The sequence below is a fragment of the Promicromonospora sp. NPDC050262 genome (assembly GCF_040655935.1).
In the GTDB taxonomy this organism is placed as follows: domain Bacteria; phylum Actinomycetota; class Actinomycetes; order Actinomycetales; family Cellulomonadaceae; genus Promicromonospora.
In genome coordinates, this window is record NZ_JBFAKX010000027.1 from 15,731 (window position 1) to 32,199 (window position 16,469).

At 73.3% G+C, this 16,469-nt stretch carries 12 protein-coding genes and 1 tRNA gene; 11 read left to right on the plus strand and 2 right to left on the minus strand.

Going from position 1 to position 16,469, the window contains the following annotated elements; translation table 11 throughout:
• The first annotated feature begins 17 nt into the window (after positions 1-17).
• The 5 genes from AB0I29_RS25875 (at position 18) to AB0I29_RS25895 (ending at position 5,846) form a co-directional block, all read left to right on the plus strand.
• Entirely contained in the window at positions 18-1,685 is a 1,668-nt protein-coding gene (locus tag AB0I29_RS25875) for an ABC transporter substrate-binding protein (RefSeq protein ID WP_357486936.1), read from the plus strand.
• Between the two features lie 38 nt (positions 1,686-1,723).
• Positions 1,724-2,665, plus strand: coding sequence for an ABC transporter permease (locus AB0I29_RS25880; RefSeq protein WP_357486958.1), 942 nt, complete (start codon positions 1,724-1,726; stop codon positions 2,663-2,665).
• Positions 2,662-3,489, plus strand: a complete 828-nt coding sequence (locus tag AB0I29_RS25885) for an ABC transporter permease (protein ID WP_357486938.1) — start codon at positions 2,662-2,664, stop codon at positions 3,487-3,489. The genes AB0I29_RS25880 and AB0I29_RS25885 overlap by 4 nt, the downstream gene beginning before the upstream one ends.
• On the plus strand, positions 3,486-5,204 hold the full coding sequence (locus AB0I29_RS25890; protein WP_357486940.1) for an ABC transporter ATP-binding protein: 1,719 nt from the start codon (positions 3,486-3,488) through the stop codon (positions 5,202-5,204). Before AB0I29_RS25885 ends, AB0I29_RS25890 begins: the two co-directional genes overlap by 4 nt.
• A 303-nt stretch (positions 5,205-5,507) precedes the next feature.
• A complete protein-coding gene (locus AB0I29_RS25895) occupies positions 5,508-5,846 on the plus strand; it encodes a YciI family protein (RefSeq protein WP_357486941.1) in 339 nt (112 codons plus the stop codon).
• Between the two features lie 77 nt (positions 5,847-5,923).
• On the opposite strand, the gene AB0I29_RS25900 is transcribed toward AB0I29_RS25895, so the two are convergent.
• Entirely contained in the window at positions 5,924-7,540 is a 1,617-nt protein-coding gene (locus tag AB0I29_RS25900) for an ATP-dependent DNA ligase (protein ID WP_357486942.1), read from the minus strand.
• Between the two features lie 102 nt (positions 7,541-7,642).
• Complete coding sequence (locus tag AB0I29_RS25905) at positions 7,643-8,794, minus strand: winged helix DNA-binding domain-containing protein (protein ID WP_357486943.1); 1,152 nt, start codon at positions 8,792-8,794, stop codon at positions 7,643-7,645.
• Between the two features lie 142 nt (positions 8,795-8,936).
• Here AB0I29_RS25905 and AB0I29_RS25910 point away from each other — a divergent pair, with 142 nt between their 5' ends.
• The 6 genes from AB0I29_RS25910 (at position 8,937) to ettA (ending at position 16,459) form a co-directional block, all read left to right on the plus strand.
• On the plus strand, positions 8,937-10,547 hold the full coding sequence (locus AB0I29_RS25910; RefSeq protein ID WP_357486944.1) for an alpha/beta hydrolase: 1,611 nt from the start codon (positions 8,937-8,939) through the stop codon (positions 10,545-10,547).
• A 56-nt stretch (positions 10,548-10,603) separates the two neighbouring features.
• Positions 10,604-10,677, plus strand: a tRNA-Arg gene (locus AB0I29_RS25915).
• A 121-nt stretch (positions 10,678-10,798) separates the two neighbouring features.
• Complete coding sequence (locus AB0I29_RS25920; protein WP_357486945.1) at positions 10,799-12,478, plus strand: GTPase; 1,680 nt, start codon at positions 10,799-10,801, stop codon at positions 12,476-12,478.
• Positions 12,475-14,055: a GTP-binding protein gene (locus AB0I29_RS25925; protein WP_357486946.1), complete on the plus strand. Its 1,581-nt coding sequence runs from the start codon at positions 12,475-12,477 to the stop codon at positions 14,053-14,055. The genes AB0I29_RS25920 and AB0I29_RS25925 overlap by 4 nt, the downstream gene beginning before the upstream one ends.
• A gap of 52 nt (positions 14,056-14,107) precedes the next feature.
• Complete coding sequence (locus tag AB0I29_RS25930; RefSeq protein WP_285103025.1) at positions 14,108-14,650, plus strand: single-stranded DNA-binding protein; 543 nt, start codon at positions 14,108-14,110, stop codon at positions 14,648-14,650.
• Positions 14,651-14,776: 126 nt separating this feature from the next.
• The gene (ettA, locus tag AB0I29_RS25935) at positions 14,777-16,459 is read left to right on the plus strand and encodes an energy-dependent translational throttle protein EttA (RefSeq protein WP_357486948.1); all 1,683 of its coding nucleotides are present in this window, start codon (positions 14,777-14,779) and stop codon (positions 16,457-16,459) included.
• The last annotated feature ends 10 nt before the right edge of the window (positions 16,460-16,469 follow it).

Below are 16,469 nucleotides of genomic sequence, written 5' to 3' on the forward strand. Positions count from 1 at the left end.
AGGATGTACACGAAGCCATGCCCTCGCGCCGGTTCTCCCGCCCGCGTGCCGCCGTCGTCGTCACGGCCGCCGTCGCCCTGCTGCTCGCCGCCTGTTCTCCCGGGGGAGGGACCAGCGGCGAACCGTCCGGTGAACCCGTCACGGGCGGCACGCTGACCTACGCGTCGGGCGACGCCGAGCCGTCCTGCCTCGACCCGCACGTCGGCGGCAACTACCCGCAGGCGCTCATCGCCACCCAGTACCTGGAGTCGCTGGTCTCGCTCGACGAGGACGGCGAGGTCATCCCGTGGCTCGCCACCGAGTGGGACGTGAGCGACGACGGCCTGGAGTGGGAGTTCACGCTCCGCGACGACGTGACGTTCACCGACGGCACCCCGTTCGACGCCGAGGCCGTGGCCGCGAACATCGCGCACGTGCAGGACCCCGCCACGGCGTCGTCCACCGGGTACCTCGCGCTGGCGAAGATCAAGGACGTCGTCGCCGTCGACGACCACCTGGTCCGGCTCGAGATGAGCGCCCCCGACTCCGCGCTGCTGGAGTCGCTGTCCCAGGTCTGGGTCGCGATGGAGTCGCCGAAGGCCCTGGAGCGCAGCCAGGAGGAGAACTGCGCCGCGCCCGTCGGCACCGGCCCGTTCGTCGTCGACACGTGGGAGCGCCAGGACTCGGTGACCCTGGTGCGCAACGACGACTACAACTCGCCGCCGGCCGACGTCGCCGAGGCGACCGAGGGCAGCGACCTGCCGTACCTCGACTCGATCGTGTGGCGGTTCATCCCCGACTCCGCGAGCCGCTACGCCGCGCTGCAGTCCGGCGAGGTCCAGGTCATCGACAACGCGCAGCCGGACACCATCCGGTCCGCCGAGTCGGACGACGCGATCGAGGAACTCGACGCTCCGCGCCCGGGCGCCGCCAACCGCATCGAGCTCAACTCGGGCAAGGCGCCGTTCGACGACGAGCGCGTGCGCGAGGCGTTCATCCGCTCCGTGAACGTGGACGACGGCATCCAGAGCCTGTTCTTCGGTACTGCCGAGCGGTCGTACTCGCCGCTGTCCAGCGTCGAGCCGCTGGGGCTGAGCCTGCCCGACCTGTTCACGGTCGACACCGACGCGGCGTCCGACCTGCTGGACGACGCCGGCTGGGCCGAGCGCGACGCCGACGGCTACCGCGTCAAGGACGGTGAGCGCCTCAGCCTCGACTTCCCGGTGAGCACCAACCAGTCGATCCCCGCCGAGCAGTCCCTGTTCGAGCAGATCCAGGCGGACGCCAAGACCGCCGGCTTCGAGGTCAACCTCCAGCCCCTGGACCTGTCGAGCTGGTACGGCGTGCTCGCCGAGAACGACTACGACCTGGTCAGCGCCCCGTACACGAAGGTGGGACCGGACGTGCTGCGCATCCTGTACCACTCGGACTCGATCACCCCGGCGCCGAGCGGCTACTTCGCGAACCTCGCGCAGGTGGACGACGCCGAGCTGGACGACCTGCTCACCCAGGCCTCCGCGACCAGCGACGCCGACGAGCGGGCCGCGCTCTACGAGCAGGCGCAGCAGATCATCCTGGAGGGCTACTACATCCTGCCGCTGTACGACCAGCAGAACCACTTCCTGCGCTCGTCCACCGTGCAGGGGCTGCGGGCGATGCCGACGGTGTCGACGCCGACCTTCGCCGGGGCATGGCTGGCGCCTTGACCCTTCCGGTCGCCACCACCGGGGCGCGCAGGAGGCCGGTGCCGGGCAACCGGCACTGGCTGCTGCTGCGCGCCGGTGGCGTCGTCTTCGTCCTGTGGGCGGCCGCGACCATCACGTTCTTCGCCCTCCGGCTCGTCCCGGGCGACCCCGCCGAGGCGATCCTCGGCGGGCCCGGCTCGCAGGCCGGGCCGGAGGCGCTGGAGCAGGTACGCCGCGAGTACGGCCTCGACCAGCCGCTCGTCGTCCAGTACCTCACCTACCTCGGCCGGCTGGTGACCGGCGACCTCGGCCAGTCGTATTCGCTGCACAAGCCGGTGCTGACCGCGATCGGCGAGCAGTTCGGCGCCACGCTCACGCTGGCCCTGGTCTCCCTCGCGCTGGCCTGGGCGCTCGCCACGGGCCTGGCGGCATGGAGCGTGCGGGGCGGCCGGGTCGCCTGGACCATCGGCTCCGGGCTGGAGCTGGTCGCCGCCGCCGTGCCGCACTTCTGGCTCGCGACCGTGCTCATCCTCTTCTTCAGCCTCACCCTCGGCATCCTCCCGCCGGTCAGCGTGCCCGGGCCGCTCGGCATCGTGCTGCCCGCGCTCACCATGGCGATCCCGCTCGCCGGGTTCCTCGGCCAGGTCATGCGCGAGTCCCTGCTCACGGCCATGGAGTCGCCGTTCGTCACCACGGCCCGGGCGCGCGGCGAGAGCGAGGTGCGGATCTTCTGGCGGCACACCCTGCGGCACGCGGCCATCCCCGCCGTGGGCCTGTCCGGCTGGGCCTTCGGATCCCTGATCAGCGGCGCCGTGGTGGTCGAGTCCGTGTTCGCGCGGCAGGGGCTGGGGCGCAGCCTGCTGTCCGCCGTGCAGCTGCGCGATGTCACGCTCGTGACCGGGATCGTGCTGGTGGTGGCGCTCGCGTACACGGTGATGACCCTGGTCACTGACCTCGCCGACCGGGTCATCGACCCGCGCACCCGGGCGGTGGCCGAATGAGTCGCGCCCGGGTCGGCGGCCTCCGGTTCACCGTGGCCGAGGCGGTCGCCGCCGTCTTCCTGCTGCTGCTCGTGGTCGCCGCGCTGTGGCCGAGCCTGCTCGCCCCCGGCGACCCGCTCGCCGTCTCGCACGCCGACGCCTTCCAGCCGCCGTCGCTCGCCCACCTCTTCGGGACCGACGAGTCCGGCCGCGACATCTACACCCGCGTGGTGCACGGGGCATCGGAGTCGCTCCGGATCGGCGTGCTGGCCACGGCGATCGGCATCGGCCTGGCGATCGTCCTCGGCTTCGTGGCCGGCCTCGGTCCGCGCTGGCTCGACTTCGGCACCACCCGGGTGGTCGAGGTGCTGTTCGCGTTCCCCGGCCTGCTGCTCGCGCTGCTGTTCATCGTGGTCACGGGGCCGGGCGTGCTGAGCTCCACCATCGCCGTCGGCCTGGCCACGGCGCCCGGCTACGCGCGCATCATCCGCTCCCAGGTGCGCCGCACGGCGTCCGCCGAGTTCATCGAGGCCGCCCGGGTGCTGGGCCGCGGGCGGCTCTGGATCACCGCGCGCCACATCCTGCCGAACGTGACCGCCGCGCTGTTCGTGCTGGCCACGCTCGGTCTGGGGCAGGCGATCATCTGGGTGTCCTCCCTGAGCTACCTCGGCCTGGGGGCCGTGCCGCCCGCCGCGGAGTGGGGCGCGATGCTCGCCGCCGGGCGCACCTACATCGCGAACTTCTGGTGGATGACGTTCTTCCCGGGCCTCGCGATCGTGGCCAGCGCGGCCGCCGCGACGGTGATCGGCCGGGGCATCCAGAAGCGGAACAGGAGCGGCGCATGAGCCGGGTGGAGGGGACGTCGGCGACGCCGGGCGAGGCGGTGCCGGACCGGCCCGTGCTGGACGTCCGCGACCTCGTCGTGTCGTTCTCCGGCCGGCGGGTGGTCGACGGCGTCAGCCTCCAGGTCGCGGCGGGCGAGTGCGTCGCGATCGTCGGCGAGTCCGGCTCGGGCAAGAGCGTCACCGCGCGCAGCGTCGTCGGCCTGGCAGGGGAGGGCGCGCGGGTCTCGGCGGCCCGGCTGTCCGTCGCGGGTCAGGACGTGCTGTCGCTGTCCGGGCGGCGGCTGCGGAAGCTGCGCGGCGGCACCGTCGGGCTCATCGCGCAGGACGCGCTCGTCTCCCTGGATCCCCTGCGCCCGGTCGGCCGCGAGATCGCCGACACGCTCGCCCTGCACACCGACCTCGACGCCGCCGCGCGCCGCGCGCGCACCGTCGCGCTCCTGGAGCGGGTCGGTCTGCCCGACGCCGAGCTCCGGGCCGGACAGCGCCCCGGCCAGCTCTCGGGCGGGCAGCGGCAGCGCGCCCTGATCGCCGCCGGCATCGCGGCCGACCCGCGCCTCGTCATCGCCGACGAGCCCACCACGGCGCTCGACCAGCCCGTCCAGGCCGGTGTGCTCCGGCTGCTGGGGCAGCTGCGCGACGAGGGCACCGGCGTGCTGCTGATCAGCCACGACCTGTCGGTGGTGCTGGGCATCGCGGACCGGGTGCTCGTGATGACCGACGGCGTGGTGGTCGAGGAGGGCACACCGGCCGAGGTGTTCGAGCGGCCCGAGCACCCGTACACGCGGAAGCTGGTCGACGCCGTCCCGGCGGGGCGGCCGCGGGGTGAGTCGCTGTCTGTGTCGGCGGGGGCTCTCCCGCCGTCGGCCGGGCCCGGCGTCGGCGAACGTAGTGATGGTCGCTCCAAGAGCGCTGACACCGCGACGGACTCTACGTTCGACGGGACCGACGCCGGGGAGCGCGTGCTCGTCGAGGCGCGCGGGCTGTCGCGGGTCTTCCACGTCGGCGGGCGGGAGATCGTCGCCGCCGACGACGTGTCGTTCACGCTCCGCGCGGGCCGCACCCTGGGGCTCGTCGGCGAGTCCGGCTCGGGCAAGTCGACCACCGCGCGGCTCCTGCTCGGGCTCGAGCACCCCGACGCCGGCGAGGTCGCGCTGCTGGGCGAACCCTGGAACCCGCTCCCGGAGGCCAGACGCCGTCCGCGCCGGCACCTGATCGGCGCGGTGTTCCAGGACGCCCTGAGCTCGTTCGACCCGCGCTGGACGGTCGGTGCCGTCCTGGCCGACGCGATCACCCGCGGCCGGTCGCTCCGGCCCGGACCCGTGCGCGCGCAGATCGCGGACCTGCTCGACACGGTGGGCCTCGACCCCGCGCTGGCTTCCCGCCGTCCGCTGCACCTGTCGGGCGGGCAGCGGCAGCGCGTCTCGGTCGCGCGGGCGCTCGCGGCCGAGCCCCGGGTGCTCGTCCTGGACGAGCCGGTCTCGGCGCTCGACGTCTCGGTCCAGGCGCAGGTGCTCGACCTCCTGGACCGGCTCCAGCGGGAACGCGACCTCGCGTACCTGCTGATCACGCACGACCTCGGCGTCGCGCTGCACATGAGCGACGACCTCGCCGTGATGCAGGAGGGCCGCATCATCGAGCAGGGCTCGGCGGCGAGCGTCTTCGACGCCCCGGAACACCCGTACGCGCGGCTCCTGCGGGACGCCGTCCGGCTCTAGGAGCCGCTGCGCGCGGCCTGTGTCCTGGCCGACCTCCGGGGGAGTGATGTGCGCCCCGGACAGGTAACGCTGAGCTACCACTGCTAGCACAGCGTTACCCACCCAGGAGCACGACGTCCGCCCCGGAGTCGGGCTCCGGGTTGGACGCCGTTGCCGAGTCACCGACTCCACGAGGTCATCCTCCGGAACGGCCGCCGGCCCGTCGGGGACGTGTCCTGACACGTGCCGATGAGTTTCGCGGGTGGACGGCGTCCACCTCTCCGGAACCGGCCCGACAGGGCCGCCAAGACCTGGAGGACTGCGATGCCGCGATACCTGATCTCGTTCGACGACGGCGCGATGACGTTCCCCGAGGAGGACCTGCCCGCGGTGGCCGAGGCCTCGCACGCCGTCGTGCAGGCGGCCAAGGACGCCGGTGTGTGGATCTTCGGCGCCGGGCTGGAGCGCCAGCGGGCGTCGGTCGTCGCGACCGACGGCACCGTGACGGACGGCCCGTTCCCGGAGACGAAGGCCGTGATCGGCGGGTTCTCGATCCTCGAGGTGGCCAGCCGCGAGGAGGCGCTGAAGTGGGCGGCCCGGATCGCGGAGGGCTGCCGCTGCGCCCAGGAGGTCCGGGAGCTCATGTACGACCCGGAGTCCTGAGCTCCGCCCCGGAGTCCTCAGCGGCGCGCGTCGTCCTCTTCCGGATGCGTGGCGCACATCGCCTCAAAGGGGAGCGGTCAGACGGCGAGCGAGCGGACCGTGTCGATCGTGTCGGCCTCCGCGGCGGTCTTGTCGTCGCGGTAGCGCAGCACGCGCGCGAACCGCAGCGCCAGGCCGCCGGGGTAGCGGGTCGAGCGCTGCAGGCCGTCGAACGCGATCTCCACGACCTGTTCCGGCCGGACGGTGACGACCCAGCCGTTGTCCTCGACCTCCAGCTCGCGGAACCGTTCGGTCTGCCACTCCAGCATCTGGTCGGTCATGCCCTTGAAGGTCTTGCCGAGCATCACGAAGCCGCCCTCGGGGTCCCGCGCGCCCAGGTGGATGTTGGACAGCCACCCCTGACGGCGGCCCGAGCCGCGCTCGACCGCCAGCACCACGAGGTCCAGGGTCTTGCGGGGCTTGACCTTGACCCAGCCGGCGCCGCGTCGTCCGGCCGCGTAGGGGGCGTCCAGCGACTTGACCACCACGCCCTCCTGGCCCTCGCGGACCGCGCCCGCGAAGAACTCGGCCGCCGCCTCCGGGTCGGACGTCGTCAGACGGCGTACGGTGTGCGGCGCCGCGACCTCGTCGAGCACCGCCAGGCGGTCGCGCAGCGGGGCGTCGAGCAGGTCGCGGCCGTCGGCGTGCAGCACGTCGAAGAAGAACGGGGTGAGCTCGAACTGGTCGGCCAGCGCCTCCTCCGCCGACGTCGCCCGGGCCGGCCCGCGCGCCGAGCCGCGCGTCGACTCGTGGGTCGCCGACCGGGCCGCCGTCTCCTGGAACGGCCGGGGGACGCCGTCCGGCCCGACGCCGAGCGCCTCGCCGTCCAGCACCAGCCGGTCCGACGGCAGGGCGCGCACCACCTCGACGATCTCGGGCACGCGCTCGGTGATGTCGTCCAGGGAGCGCGTGACCACCCGCACGTCGTCGCCGAGCCGGTGCACCTGGATGCGGATGCCGTCGAGCTTCACGTCCACGCACAGCTCACCGGGCTCGTCGCCGGACGCAAGCTTCTCGAAGGCGGCCGCGATGTCCGGGGCGGACTGCGCGAGCATCGGCCGCACCGGCCGCCCCACCTCCAGGGTGAAGGCCGCCAGCGCGGCCGGCGGGTCGTCCGCGAGGAGCGCGGCGCTCGCGACCGGCCCGGTGGCCCCGCGCAGCATGACGGCGCGGCGGACGGCGTCGGCGGGCGTCCCGGCGGCCTCCGCGACGGCGTCGACGACGACGGAGTCGAGCGCGCCCTGCCGCAGCTCGCCCGCGACCAGGCCGCGGAGGAATGCCTGCTCCCGCTCGGTCGCGGAGCCGAAGAGCTCCGCGGCCGCGGTGGAGCGCGCCTGGGCCGAGCCCGAACCCTCCAGGGCGGCCATCGCGGCGAACGCGGCGTCGACGTCGCGGACCGTGAGCGTCGCCTCGGCCGCGGGCGGCGGGAGGTCGCGCAGCGCGGCGTAGCCGAGGCCCGTGCGGCGCTGGCGCAGCGCGCCGGCGAGGTAGGCGACGACGATCTCCAGGTCGTCGGCGACCGCTCCCGGGTTCGTGTCAGCGGCGCCGCCGTCCGCCGTCCGGCGCAGCAGGTCGGCGATGGCCGCCCGCTTGGCCAGGCGCGAGCGCGTGGCGGCGACGGCGTCGGACGTGGCGGCGACCTCGGCGAGAAGCATGCTCCATCTTGACGCGCCGCCCGATCCAACGCCTGGCCTGGCAGCGGCCGCTGTGGTCAACTGACCTGGCTGAACAACGTCCCTGGACATCACACCTAGGACTCAGCCCAGCGGCCACGCCGCCACCGCCTGCTCGACGGCGGTGCGGACCGGTGTGGCAACGCCCGGCACGAGCTCGTACGGGGCCTCGCCCGCCTTGGGCGCGCGGCGCCAGGTGCCGACCAGACGTCCGTCCAGGAGCACTGCCGGCCGGAAGATCCCGTTGGTGAACGGGACGACGGTCCGCATCGCCTCGGCGTCCGCGACCAGGTCCCGGTCCTGGTAGCCCAGCACGATCTCGTCGAACCCGGGCACCAGCAGCACGCCGCCGGGCACGCTGAGGTCAGGCGCGCGCTCGGGCGCGACGCCGGCATCCGGCCCGTCCGCCGCGCGGCCCACGAGCATCGGCCGCCCGTCGACCGTGACCTCGGCGACGGCGTCCGGCTCGGTCTCGCGCAGTGCGGCGACGGCGGCGCGCACGGGGGTCTTGGGCAGGCCGAGCCACCAGGCCAGGTCGTCCACGGTGGCGGGTCCGCGGCTCGCGAAGTAGGACCGGGCGATGCGGCGCAGGGCGGCACCAGGCTCCTCGGCCGGCCCGCGCCCGCCAACGCCGGCGCCCTCGGAGCCACCCGTTCCTGGCGACGCGACCATTCTCTGCTGCACCCCCGCGAACGGGCCCCAGTGCAGCACCCCGCGCAGTGCCAGGGTGACGATCAGGTGATACCCGCGCTGCCCCTCGATGGGCACCCCGGCCTGCTGCCACAGGTCGATCATCTCGGCCCGTGTGAACCCGTCCGACGCCGCCAGCGCCTCCCGGGTGATCTCTTCCGCGCGGTCCACGAGCGCGTCGTCCAGCCCTTCCGCCTCGCGGACGCGCCGGCCCAGGTGGGTCACGCGCTCGCCCGTCAGCGAGACGAGCGCGGCCAGGTCCCGGGGCGTGGTCGCGAACAGGGTGCCGCGCTGGGTCCAGCCGCGCACCAGCTCGCCGCTGTCGAACGCGGCGCGCACGTCGTCGATCGTGGTGCCCGGGCGTGACCGGACGGCGATCGCGCGCAGCACCGCGGGCAGGTCCTGTCCCTGCAGGGCCACCATCCGGCGGACGACGTCACCCGGCGTCGCGGGGCTCGGCCCGTCCCCGGGCAGCGCCAGTCCCTGCGTGCGCAGACGCAGCCGGCGCGCGCTGTCGGGGGCGAGGTCCGTGGTTCCGGAGGGCATGCGGGAAGAGTACGTCGCGCCTGTGACACTCACCGGGCCGGCGCCAGTGACGCCGTGTCATGCCGTGGCCTGCGGTATGTCACGGGGGAGCGGTGACGCGGTCGCACTGGCGGGCACGTGCCCGGACCGATGGGATCGGGGCATGACCTCGACACCAGCGAACCCTGCCCACAGGCCCGTGGCCGACGGGACCACGACCGACGGGCCCGGGCCGACCCGACCGGGCAAGGTGACGCGCGTCTCCGTGCTGACCATCGCGGTGGCACTCCTCGCGGCGACCCTGGCGCCCGTGTCGGCGTCGTCCGTGCCGACGGCGCCCGCCGGAGCGGGAACAGCCACGACGCAGGCCACCCTGACCTGGGGCGACTGCCCGGAGGCCGTCGCCGCGCCGGGGCTGGAGTGCGCCACGATCGACGTCCCGCTGGACTACGCCGAGCCGGACGGGCGCACGATCGAGGTCGCGGTCTCGCGGCTGGCGAGCACCAACCCGGAGCAGCGTCGCGGGGTGCTGCTGACCAACACCGGCGGCCCCGGCGGCGAGGGGCTGGCCTACCCGGCCGGCCTGCGCGACGTCCTGAGGCTGCCGCAGGAGATCCTGGACCAGTACGACGTGATCGGCATGGACCCGCGCGGTGTGGGCCACAGCACGCCGGTGACCTGCGACCTGAGTCCCGCGGAGCACCCGACCAACATCCCGATGTTCGCGCGGGACGCGGCCGACGTCCGGAGCGAGGCCACCCGGGTGGCCGACGTGGCCAAGAAGTGCGGGGCCTCGGCGACGGCCGACCTGCTGCCGCACATCACCACGGCCAACACCGCCCGCGACATGGACCGGATCCGGGCGGCGCTGGGCGAGGCGAAGGTGTCCTACTTCGGCATCTCGTACGGCACCTACCTCGGCGCGGTCTACACCTCGATGTTCCCCGGGCACAGCGACCGCTTCCTGCTCGACAGCGCGACCGGGCCCGGGGGCTGGGACTCGTCGTTCTCCCGCCTGTTCGGCCAGGGCGTCGAGGACCGGTTCCCGGACTTCGCGAGGTTCGTCGCCGCGCGTCCGGAGTACGGCCTGGGTGAGACGCCCCGGCAGGTGCGGGCGAAGTACTTCGAGCTCGCGGCACGCCTGGACCGGACGCCGAGCCCCGACGGCTACACCGGCGCGGCCTTCCGGTTCGCCACCTTCGCCGCCCTCTATTACGACGCGAACCTGCCGCAGCTCGCCGAGACCTGGCGGGCGCTCGACGCCGGCGAGCCCGTACCGGTGCCGGGGGCCGCCGTCGGCGACCCGTCCGCGCCCGCCCGGCCCGCCGCGGCCACTGGGATCCCGGCGGACAACTACATCGCCAGCCAGCTCCACGTGGTCTGCAACGACTCCGACTGGCCGGAGCAGGTGTGGCGCTACCAGGTCAACGTCGCGATCGACCGGGTCCGCCACCCGATGTTCGGCGCGGCCGGTGCGAACGTCACGCCCTGCGCGTACTGGCCGTCGGAGCCCGCCGAACCCCGGGTGGAGATCACCGACGAGGGCCCGGCGAACGTGCTGATCCTGCAGAACCTCCGCGACCCGGCGACGCCGCTGGCCGGTGCGACGGCGCTGCGCGACGCGTTCGGCGACCGCGCCCGGATGGTGACCGCCGACCAGGGCGGGCACCTGTCCTACCTGCGCCTGGGCAACGACTGCGCCGACGACCTCGCGACGACGTTCCTCCTCACCGGGGAGCACCCGGACCACGACGTCGCCTGCGGAGCGCCCTAGCGCCTCTATTTGGCATGGTCAAGACCGGCCCGGCCTAGGCTAAACTCGGCTCGCTTGCCTCCGTAGCTCAGCTGGATAGAGCGGGTCACTTCTAATGACTAGGTCGCGGGTTCGAATCCTGCCGGGGGCACTGATCTGCTGTCGTCGGGCGCCGGAGACTCACTCCGGCGGCCTGCACAGAACCTGTGTTTCTGCACACCCACAAGCCGCTACGGCTTGGCAGAACGATCTTGACCTATCAGGATGAAGCCGTGACTCCAGGAACACGCTCCGCAGTGCTCGGCCGTCGGGGTGGTGTGGACCCGAACGTTGCGGAGCAGCTCGGCTTCACGGTGCACGACGTCGTGCAGGACCTGCGCCGCGACGTCGCCGCGGCCACCCTGCCCCTGCCCGTCGACGGCGCCGAGGAGGCCGAGGCGTCCCGGGAGCGTCTCCTGGCCCAGCTCGACGAGCACCTGCTGCCGCGCCTCGCCGAGCTCTCCAGCCCCGCCGTCGTGGTGCTCGCGGGCTCCACGGGAGCCGGCAAGTCCACCCTCTTCAATAGCCTCCTGGGCGAGGAGGTGTCCGAGGCCGGGGTGCTGCGGCCCACCACCCGCGAGCCCGTCGTGGGCGTGCACCCGCGCGACGTCGACACGCTCACGACGGGTCCCGTCACCGAGCTCGCCCGGCTCGTCAAGCACGAGGGCGTGCCGCGCGGCACCGCGCTGATGGACGCGCCCGACCTCGACTCGCTCCTCAAGGAGAACCGCTCCACGGCCCACCAGCTGCTGGAGGCGGCCGACCTCTGGCTGTTCGTCACCACGGCCGCCCGCTACGGCGACGCGCTCCCGTGGCAGGCGCTCGACCGCGCCAAGGAGCGCGGCGCCAGCGTGGCCATGGTGCTCAACCGGGTACCCAGGGAGAACCTGACGACGATCCGCACCGACCTCAACACCCGCATGAAGGAACGCGGGATGAAGGACGTCCCGCTGTTCATCGTGCCCGACGTCGGGCCGCACGAAGGGCTGCTCGACCCCAAGCTCGTGGCGCCCATCCAGCGCTGGCTCAACCTGATGGCCGGTCCCGAGCGCTCGCGCACCGTCATCCTGCGCACCCTCAAGGGCGCGATCGGCGCCCTCCCGGACTGGGTGACGGGGCTCGTCACCGCCGTGGAGCAGCAGGGCACCGCCGCGTTCGACCTGCGCAACGCCGTCCAGGCCGTGGTCCCGGACGCGCAGCTCGCCGCCCGGACCGCCGTCCTGTCGGGGACGTCCGGCGAGGGCACGGTCGCCGCACGGTTCGCCGAGATCGCCAGCACCGACCACATCTCCCGGGTCACCGTCCGCGACGGCATCGCGCGGACCACCAAGCGCGCCGGGAAGGCCCGCGAGACGGCCCTGCTCCGGCTGCGCGAGGAGGTCGAGGCCACCGCGACCCGAGCGTTCGTGGCCGCCGGCGTGCGCACCGAGGAGAGCCTGCGCGGCGCCCTGGCCGGCCCGGGAGCGCCGCCCGCCGGCGAGACGATCCTCCCGTCCGCCACGAGCCGCGCCAAGGAACGCCTCGCCTGGGGCCAGAAGGCGGCCGCGGCCTGGTCCCGGATGGCCGACGACGTCGTCGGCCGGATGGCGGACGCCGACCCCGAGACGTCCGACGCCGAGGCGGTGGCCCGTGCCACCGGTGCCCGCAAGGCGTTCGGCGACGCCGGGCTCGCGACGCTCCTGCAGGCCGCCGCGCTCGGCAACGAGGACTCCCTGGCGCTCGTCGACCGCGTGCTCGGCGACAGCGCGGGGGACTCGATCGAGGAGCTGCAGGGCGAACTTGCCGACCAGGTCGCGCTAGCGGTTGCGGAAGAGGCCCGTTCTGTCCAGAGTGCCCTTGACGTCCCCGCGCTAGCCGACGACGCGGCCGCTCCGCTCCGCGTGCGGCTGGCCGAGCTCAGGAGGCTGACATGACGAGCCACGACGCGACCCTCGGCGCTCGGACCGAGGACCTCGGCCGAGCCCTCCAGATCGCCGGATCCCGCCTCGACGACACGGTCTTCGGCAAGGTCGCCAGCTCCGTGGCCGGGGTGCGCGAACGGCTCGCGCTCGGTGTGGACCACACGGTGGTGGCGCTCGCGGGGGGCACCGGGTCGGGCAAGTCGAGCACGTTCAACAAGATCTCCCGCCTCACCTTCGCCGACGTCGGCGTCAAGCGCCCCACCACCGCCAAGGTCACCGCCTGCTCGTGGAGCGACGACGCCGCCACGCTGCTGGACTGGCTCGGCGTGGAGCGGGAGCGCCGCATCACCCGGGCCGGCGAGCTGGACTCGGCGGACGAGGCCGCCCTGGGCGGGCTCGTGCTGCTGGACCTGCCCGACCACGACTCGGTCGCGCCCGCCCACCGCGACGTCGTGGACAAGGTGCTGCCGCTGGTCGACCTGCTGGTCTGGGTCGTGGACCCGCAGAAGTACGCCGACGACGCCCTGCACACCGGCTACCTGCGCGACTCGTCCGGCATGCGGGCCTCCACCGTGGTGGTGCTCAACCAGATCGACACGGTGCCCGTGGGCCAGCGCGACAACCTGGTCAACGACGTGAAGCGCCTGCTGCGCGACGACGGCCTGGACAACGTGCCGGTCATCGCGGCGTCGAGCAAGACGGACATCGGCATCGACGACCTGCGCGGGCTGCTGGAGCAGACCGTGGCCCGCCGGTCCGTCTCGGCCGGCCGCGCCGCGGGCGAGCTGGACGCCGCCGCGACGCTGCTGCTCAGCCAGACCCCGGCAGAGGTGCCGTGGCACATCGACACCGTCCTGGAGCGCGAGATCGACGCCCTCGCGCGGGCGGCCGGCCTGGAGTCCGTCGCCGCGCAGGTCGGCGCCGCGGTGCGCAACGGCTACGGCTCGCCCGAGTTCCGCAACCCGGACCCGGACTCGATCGCGCTGTCCCGCTCGCGCTGGCTCACCGGTTCCGGGGAGTCGCTGAAGCCGGGCTGGCAGCGTTCGCTCGCCGAGAGCGTGGCGAGCGCCCGCGACGTCACGAGCGCCGTGTCGACGGCGCTGCAGGGCGTCACCCTGGACACCCGCGGCCCGACGACGCAGCCGCTCACCCGCCGCCTGGCGCTCGGGGCGGTGCTGCTCGCGGTGCTGCTCGGGATCTGCACGGTGCTGGCCTCGACGGGGATCCTGCCCGTGGGCGACACCTGGACCACCGTGCTCGGGGTGGCCGCTGTGGTCGCAGCGGTCGCGGCGCTCGTCGTGTTCCTCGTGGCGATGCAGATGCGCCGTGCGCTCGCCGCGCGCCGGGCGCAGGCCGTCATCGCGTCGGGCCGCGCCGCGCTCGAGCGGGTGCTGCGCCAGACCCTCGGCGTGCCCACCCAGCGCCTGCTCGACGAGCACCGCGCGGTGCGCGAGCTCGCACAGAGTGCGCGCGACGACGGACCCTCGATACCGCTTCGTGTGGAAGAGAACGCGACCACAGGCAGCCAGATCCGGGTTGCGTCAACAGGTGACTTCGGACTGTCCGACCTGCGCTCCGTCCGCGCCTGATGCTGGGTACGGGCCGGCCGCGAGGGCCGGTCCGGACACCCAGGAGGGCTCCATGAACGACGTGACGGTGACTGTCTCCGGCTTCGCCGGCAACTCCCCGGCGCTGCACACGGGCACGGGCAAGCCGTTCGCCATGTTCCGCGTGGCCAGCACGCGGCGCTACGTGAACGACGCCGGCGAGTGGACCGACGGCGCGACGCTCTGGTTCACGGTGAAGGCGTGGCGGACGGCGGCGGTGAACCTGGTCCGGTCGGTCCGCAAGGGCGACCCCGTGGTCGTCACGGGCCGGCTCGAGATGGACGAGTGGGCAGGCCCGGACGGCGAGCCCCGGAGCGGGCTGGTGATCGCCGCGACGGGAGTCGGTGTGGACGCGACCCGCGGCAAGGTCGAGTTCTCGCGGCTCGTCCACCACGAGCCGATGCCTGGTTCCCCCGAGGAGGGCGGGCTGCCCGCGCTTCCGGGCGACGACGGGCTGGTCGCGGCGCGGGCGGGTGAGCCCGACCCGTTCGGCGTCGACCTGCCGGTCCCCGAGGGTGACGAGGAAGACCAGGGCGACGGGGCGGGCGTCGGGCAGCGGGAGCTCGTGACCGCGTAGGCTGGTCCCAGTCGTGCTCAGCGGTCCGCGGGTGCCGGAGGCATCTCCTGCGCGGACGCCCCCGGCACCCGCTCCGTGCGAGCGCACCCATCCGACGTACCTTCTGTGAACGGTGGAACACAGGCAGTGGCTGAATACATCTACTCCATGTACAAGGCGCGCAAGGCGCACGGCGACAAGGTCATCCTCGATGACGTGTCGCTGAACTTCCTGCCCGGCGCCAAGATCGGCGTCGTCGGCCCGAACGGTGCCGGTAAGTCCACGATCCTCAAGATCATGGCCGGGCTGGACACGCCGAGCAACGGCGACGCGCGCCTGTCGCCCGGCTACACCGTGGGCATCCTGCAGCAGGAGCCGCCGCTGAACGAGGAGAAGACGGTCCTCGGGAACGTCCAGGAGGCCGTGGGCGAGATCCTGGCCAAGAAGGCGCGGTTCGACGAGATCTCGGAGCTCATGGCGCAGCCCGACGCCGACCTCGACGCGCTGCTGGCCGAGATGGGCACGCTGCAGGAGGACATCGACGCGGCCGACGCGTGGGACCTCGACTCGCAGCTCGAGCAGGCGATGGACGCGCTGCGCTGCCCGCCGCCGGACGCCGACGTGACGCTGCTCTCCGGTGGTGAGCGCCGCCGTGTGGCGCTGTGCAAGCTGCTCCTGGAGAAGCCCGACCTGCTCCTCCTGGACGAGCCGACCAACCACCTCGACGCGGAGTCCGTGCTGTGGCTCGAGCAGCACCTCGCGTCCTACGCGGGCGCCGTGCTCGCCGTGACCCACGACCGGTACTTCCTCGACCACGTCGCGGAGTGGATCTGCGAGGTCGACCGCGGGCGCCTCTACCCCTACGAGGGCAACTACTCGACCTACCTCGAGAAGAAGCAGGCGCGCCTGGAGGTCCAGGGCAAGAAGGACGCCAAGCTCTCCAAGCGCCTCAAGGAGGAGCTGGAGTGGGTGCGGTCCAACGCCAAGGGCCGGCAGACCAAGTCCAAGGCCCGCCTGGCGCGTTACGAGGAGATGGCGGCCGAGGCGGAGCGCACCAAGAAGCTCGACTTCGAGGAGATCCAGATCCCCGCGGGCCCGCGCATGGGCTCGCTGGTGCTGGAGGCCTCGAACCTCAAGAAGGGCTTCGACGACCGCGTGCTCATCGACGGCCTGTCGTTCACGCTGCCGCGCAACGGCATCGTCGGCGTCATCGGCCCGAACGGCGTCGGCAAGACCACGCTGTTCAAGACGATCGTCGGCCTGGAGCCGCTCGACGGCGGCGAGCTGAAGGTCGGCGAGACCGTCTCGATCTCCTACGTCGACCAGTCGCGCGGCGGCATCGACCCGAAGAAGACCCTCTGGGAGGTCGTGTCCGACGGGCTCGACTTCATCAAGGTCGGCAATGTCGAGATCCCGTCGCGGGCCTACGTGGCCTCGTTCGGGTTCAAGGGTCCGGACCAGCAGAAGCCCGCGGGCGTGCTGTCCGGTGGTGAGCGCAACCGCCTCAACCTGGCGCTGACGCTCAAGCAGGGCGGCAACCTGCTGCTGCTCGACGAGCCCACCAACGACCTCGACGTCGAGACCCTCGGCTCGCTGGAGAACGCCCTGCTGGAGTTCCCCGGCTGCGCCGTCGTGGTCTCCCACGACCGGTGGTTCCTCGACCGGGTCGCGACGCACATCCTGGCCTACGAGGGCACCGAGGAGAACCCGTCCAACTGGTACTGGTTCGAGGGCAACTTCGAGTCGTACGAGGCCAACAAGGTCGAGCGACTGGGCGCGGACGCCGCCCGCCCGCACCGGGTCACGTACCGCAAGCTGACCCGCGACTGACGACAGACGG

Bases quoted from the DNA above. Each gene is read 5' to 3' on its own strand.
- AB0I29_RS25925 (WP_357486946.1), top strand. From the start codon at position 12,475: ATGACGAGCCACGACGCGACCCTCGGCGCTCGGACCGAGGACCTCGGC.
- AB0I29_RS25930 (WP_285103025.1), top strand. From the start codon at position 14,108: ATGAACGACGTGACGGTGACTGTCTCCGGCTTCGCCGGCAACTCCCCG.
- AB0I29_RS25900 (WP_357486942.1), bottom strand. From the start codon at position 7,540: ATGCTTCTCGCCGAGGTCGCCGCCACGTCCGACGCCGTCGCCGCCACG.
- AB0I29_RS25895 (WP_357486941.1), top strand. From the start codon at position 5,508: ATGCCGCGATACCTGATCTCGTTCGACGACGGCGCGATGACGTTCCCC.
- AB0I29_RS25890 (WP_357486940.1), top strand. From the start codon at position 3,486: ATGAGCCGGGTGGAGGGGACGTCGGCGACGCCGGGCGAGGCGGTGCCG.
- AB0I29_RS25905 (WP_357486943.1), bottom strand. From the start codon at position 8,794: ATGCCCTCCGGAACCACGGACCTCGCCCCCGACAGCGCGCGCCGGCTG.
- AB0I29_RS25875 (WP_357486936.1), top strand. From the start codon at position 18: ATGCCCTCGCGCCGGTTCTCCCGCCCGCGTGCCGCCGTCGTCGTCACG.
- AB0I29_RS25885 (WP_357486938.1), top strand. From the start codon at position 2,662: ATGAGTCGCGCCCGGGTCGGCGGCCTCCGGTTCACCGTGGCCGAGGCG.
- AB0I29_RS25910 (WP_357486944.1), top strand. From the start codon at position 8,937: ATGACCTCGACACCAGCGAACCCTGCCCACAGGCCCGTGGCCGACGGG.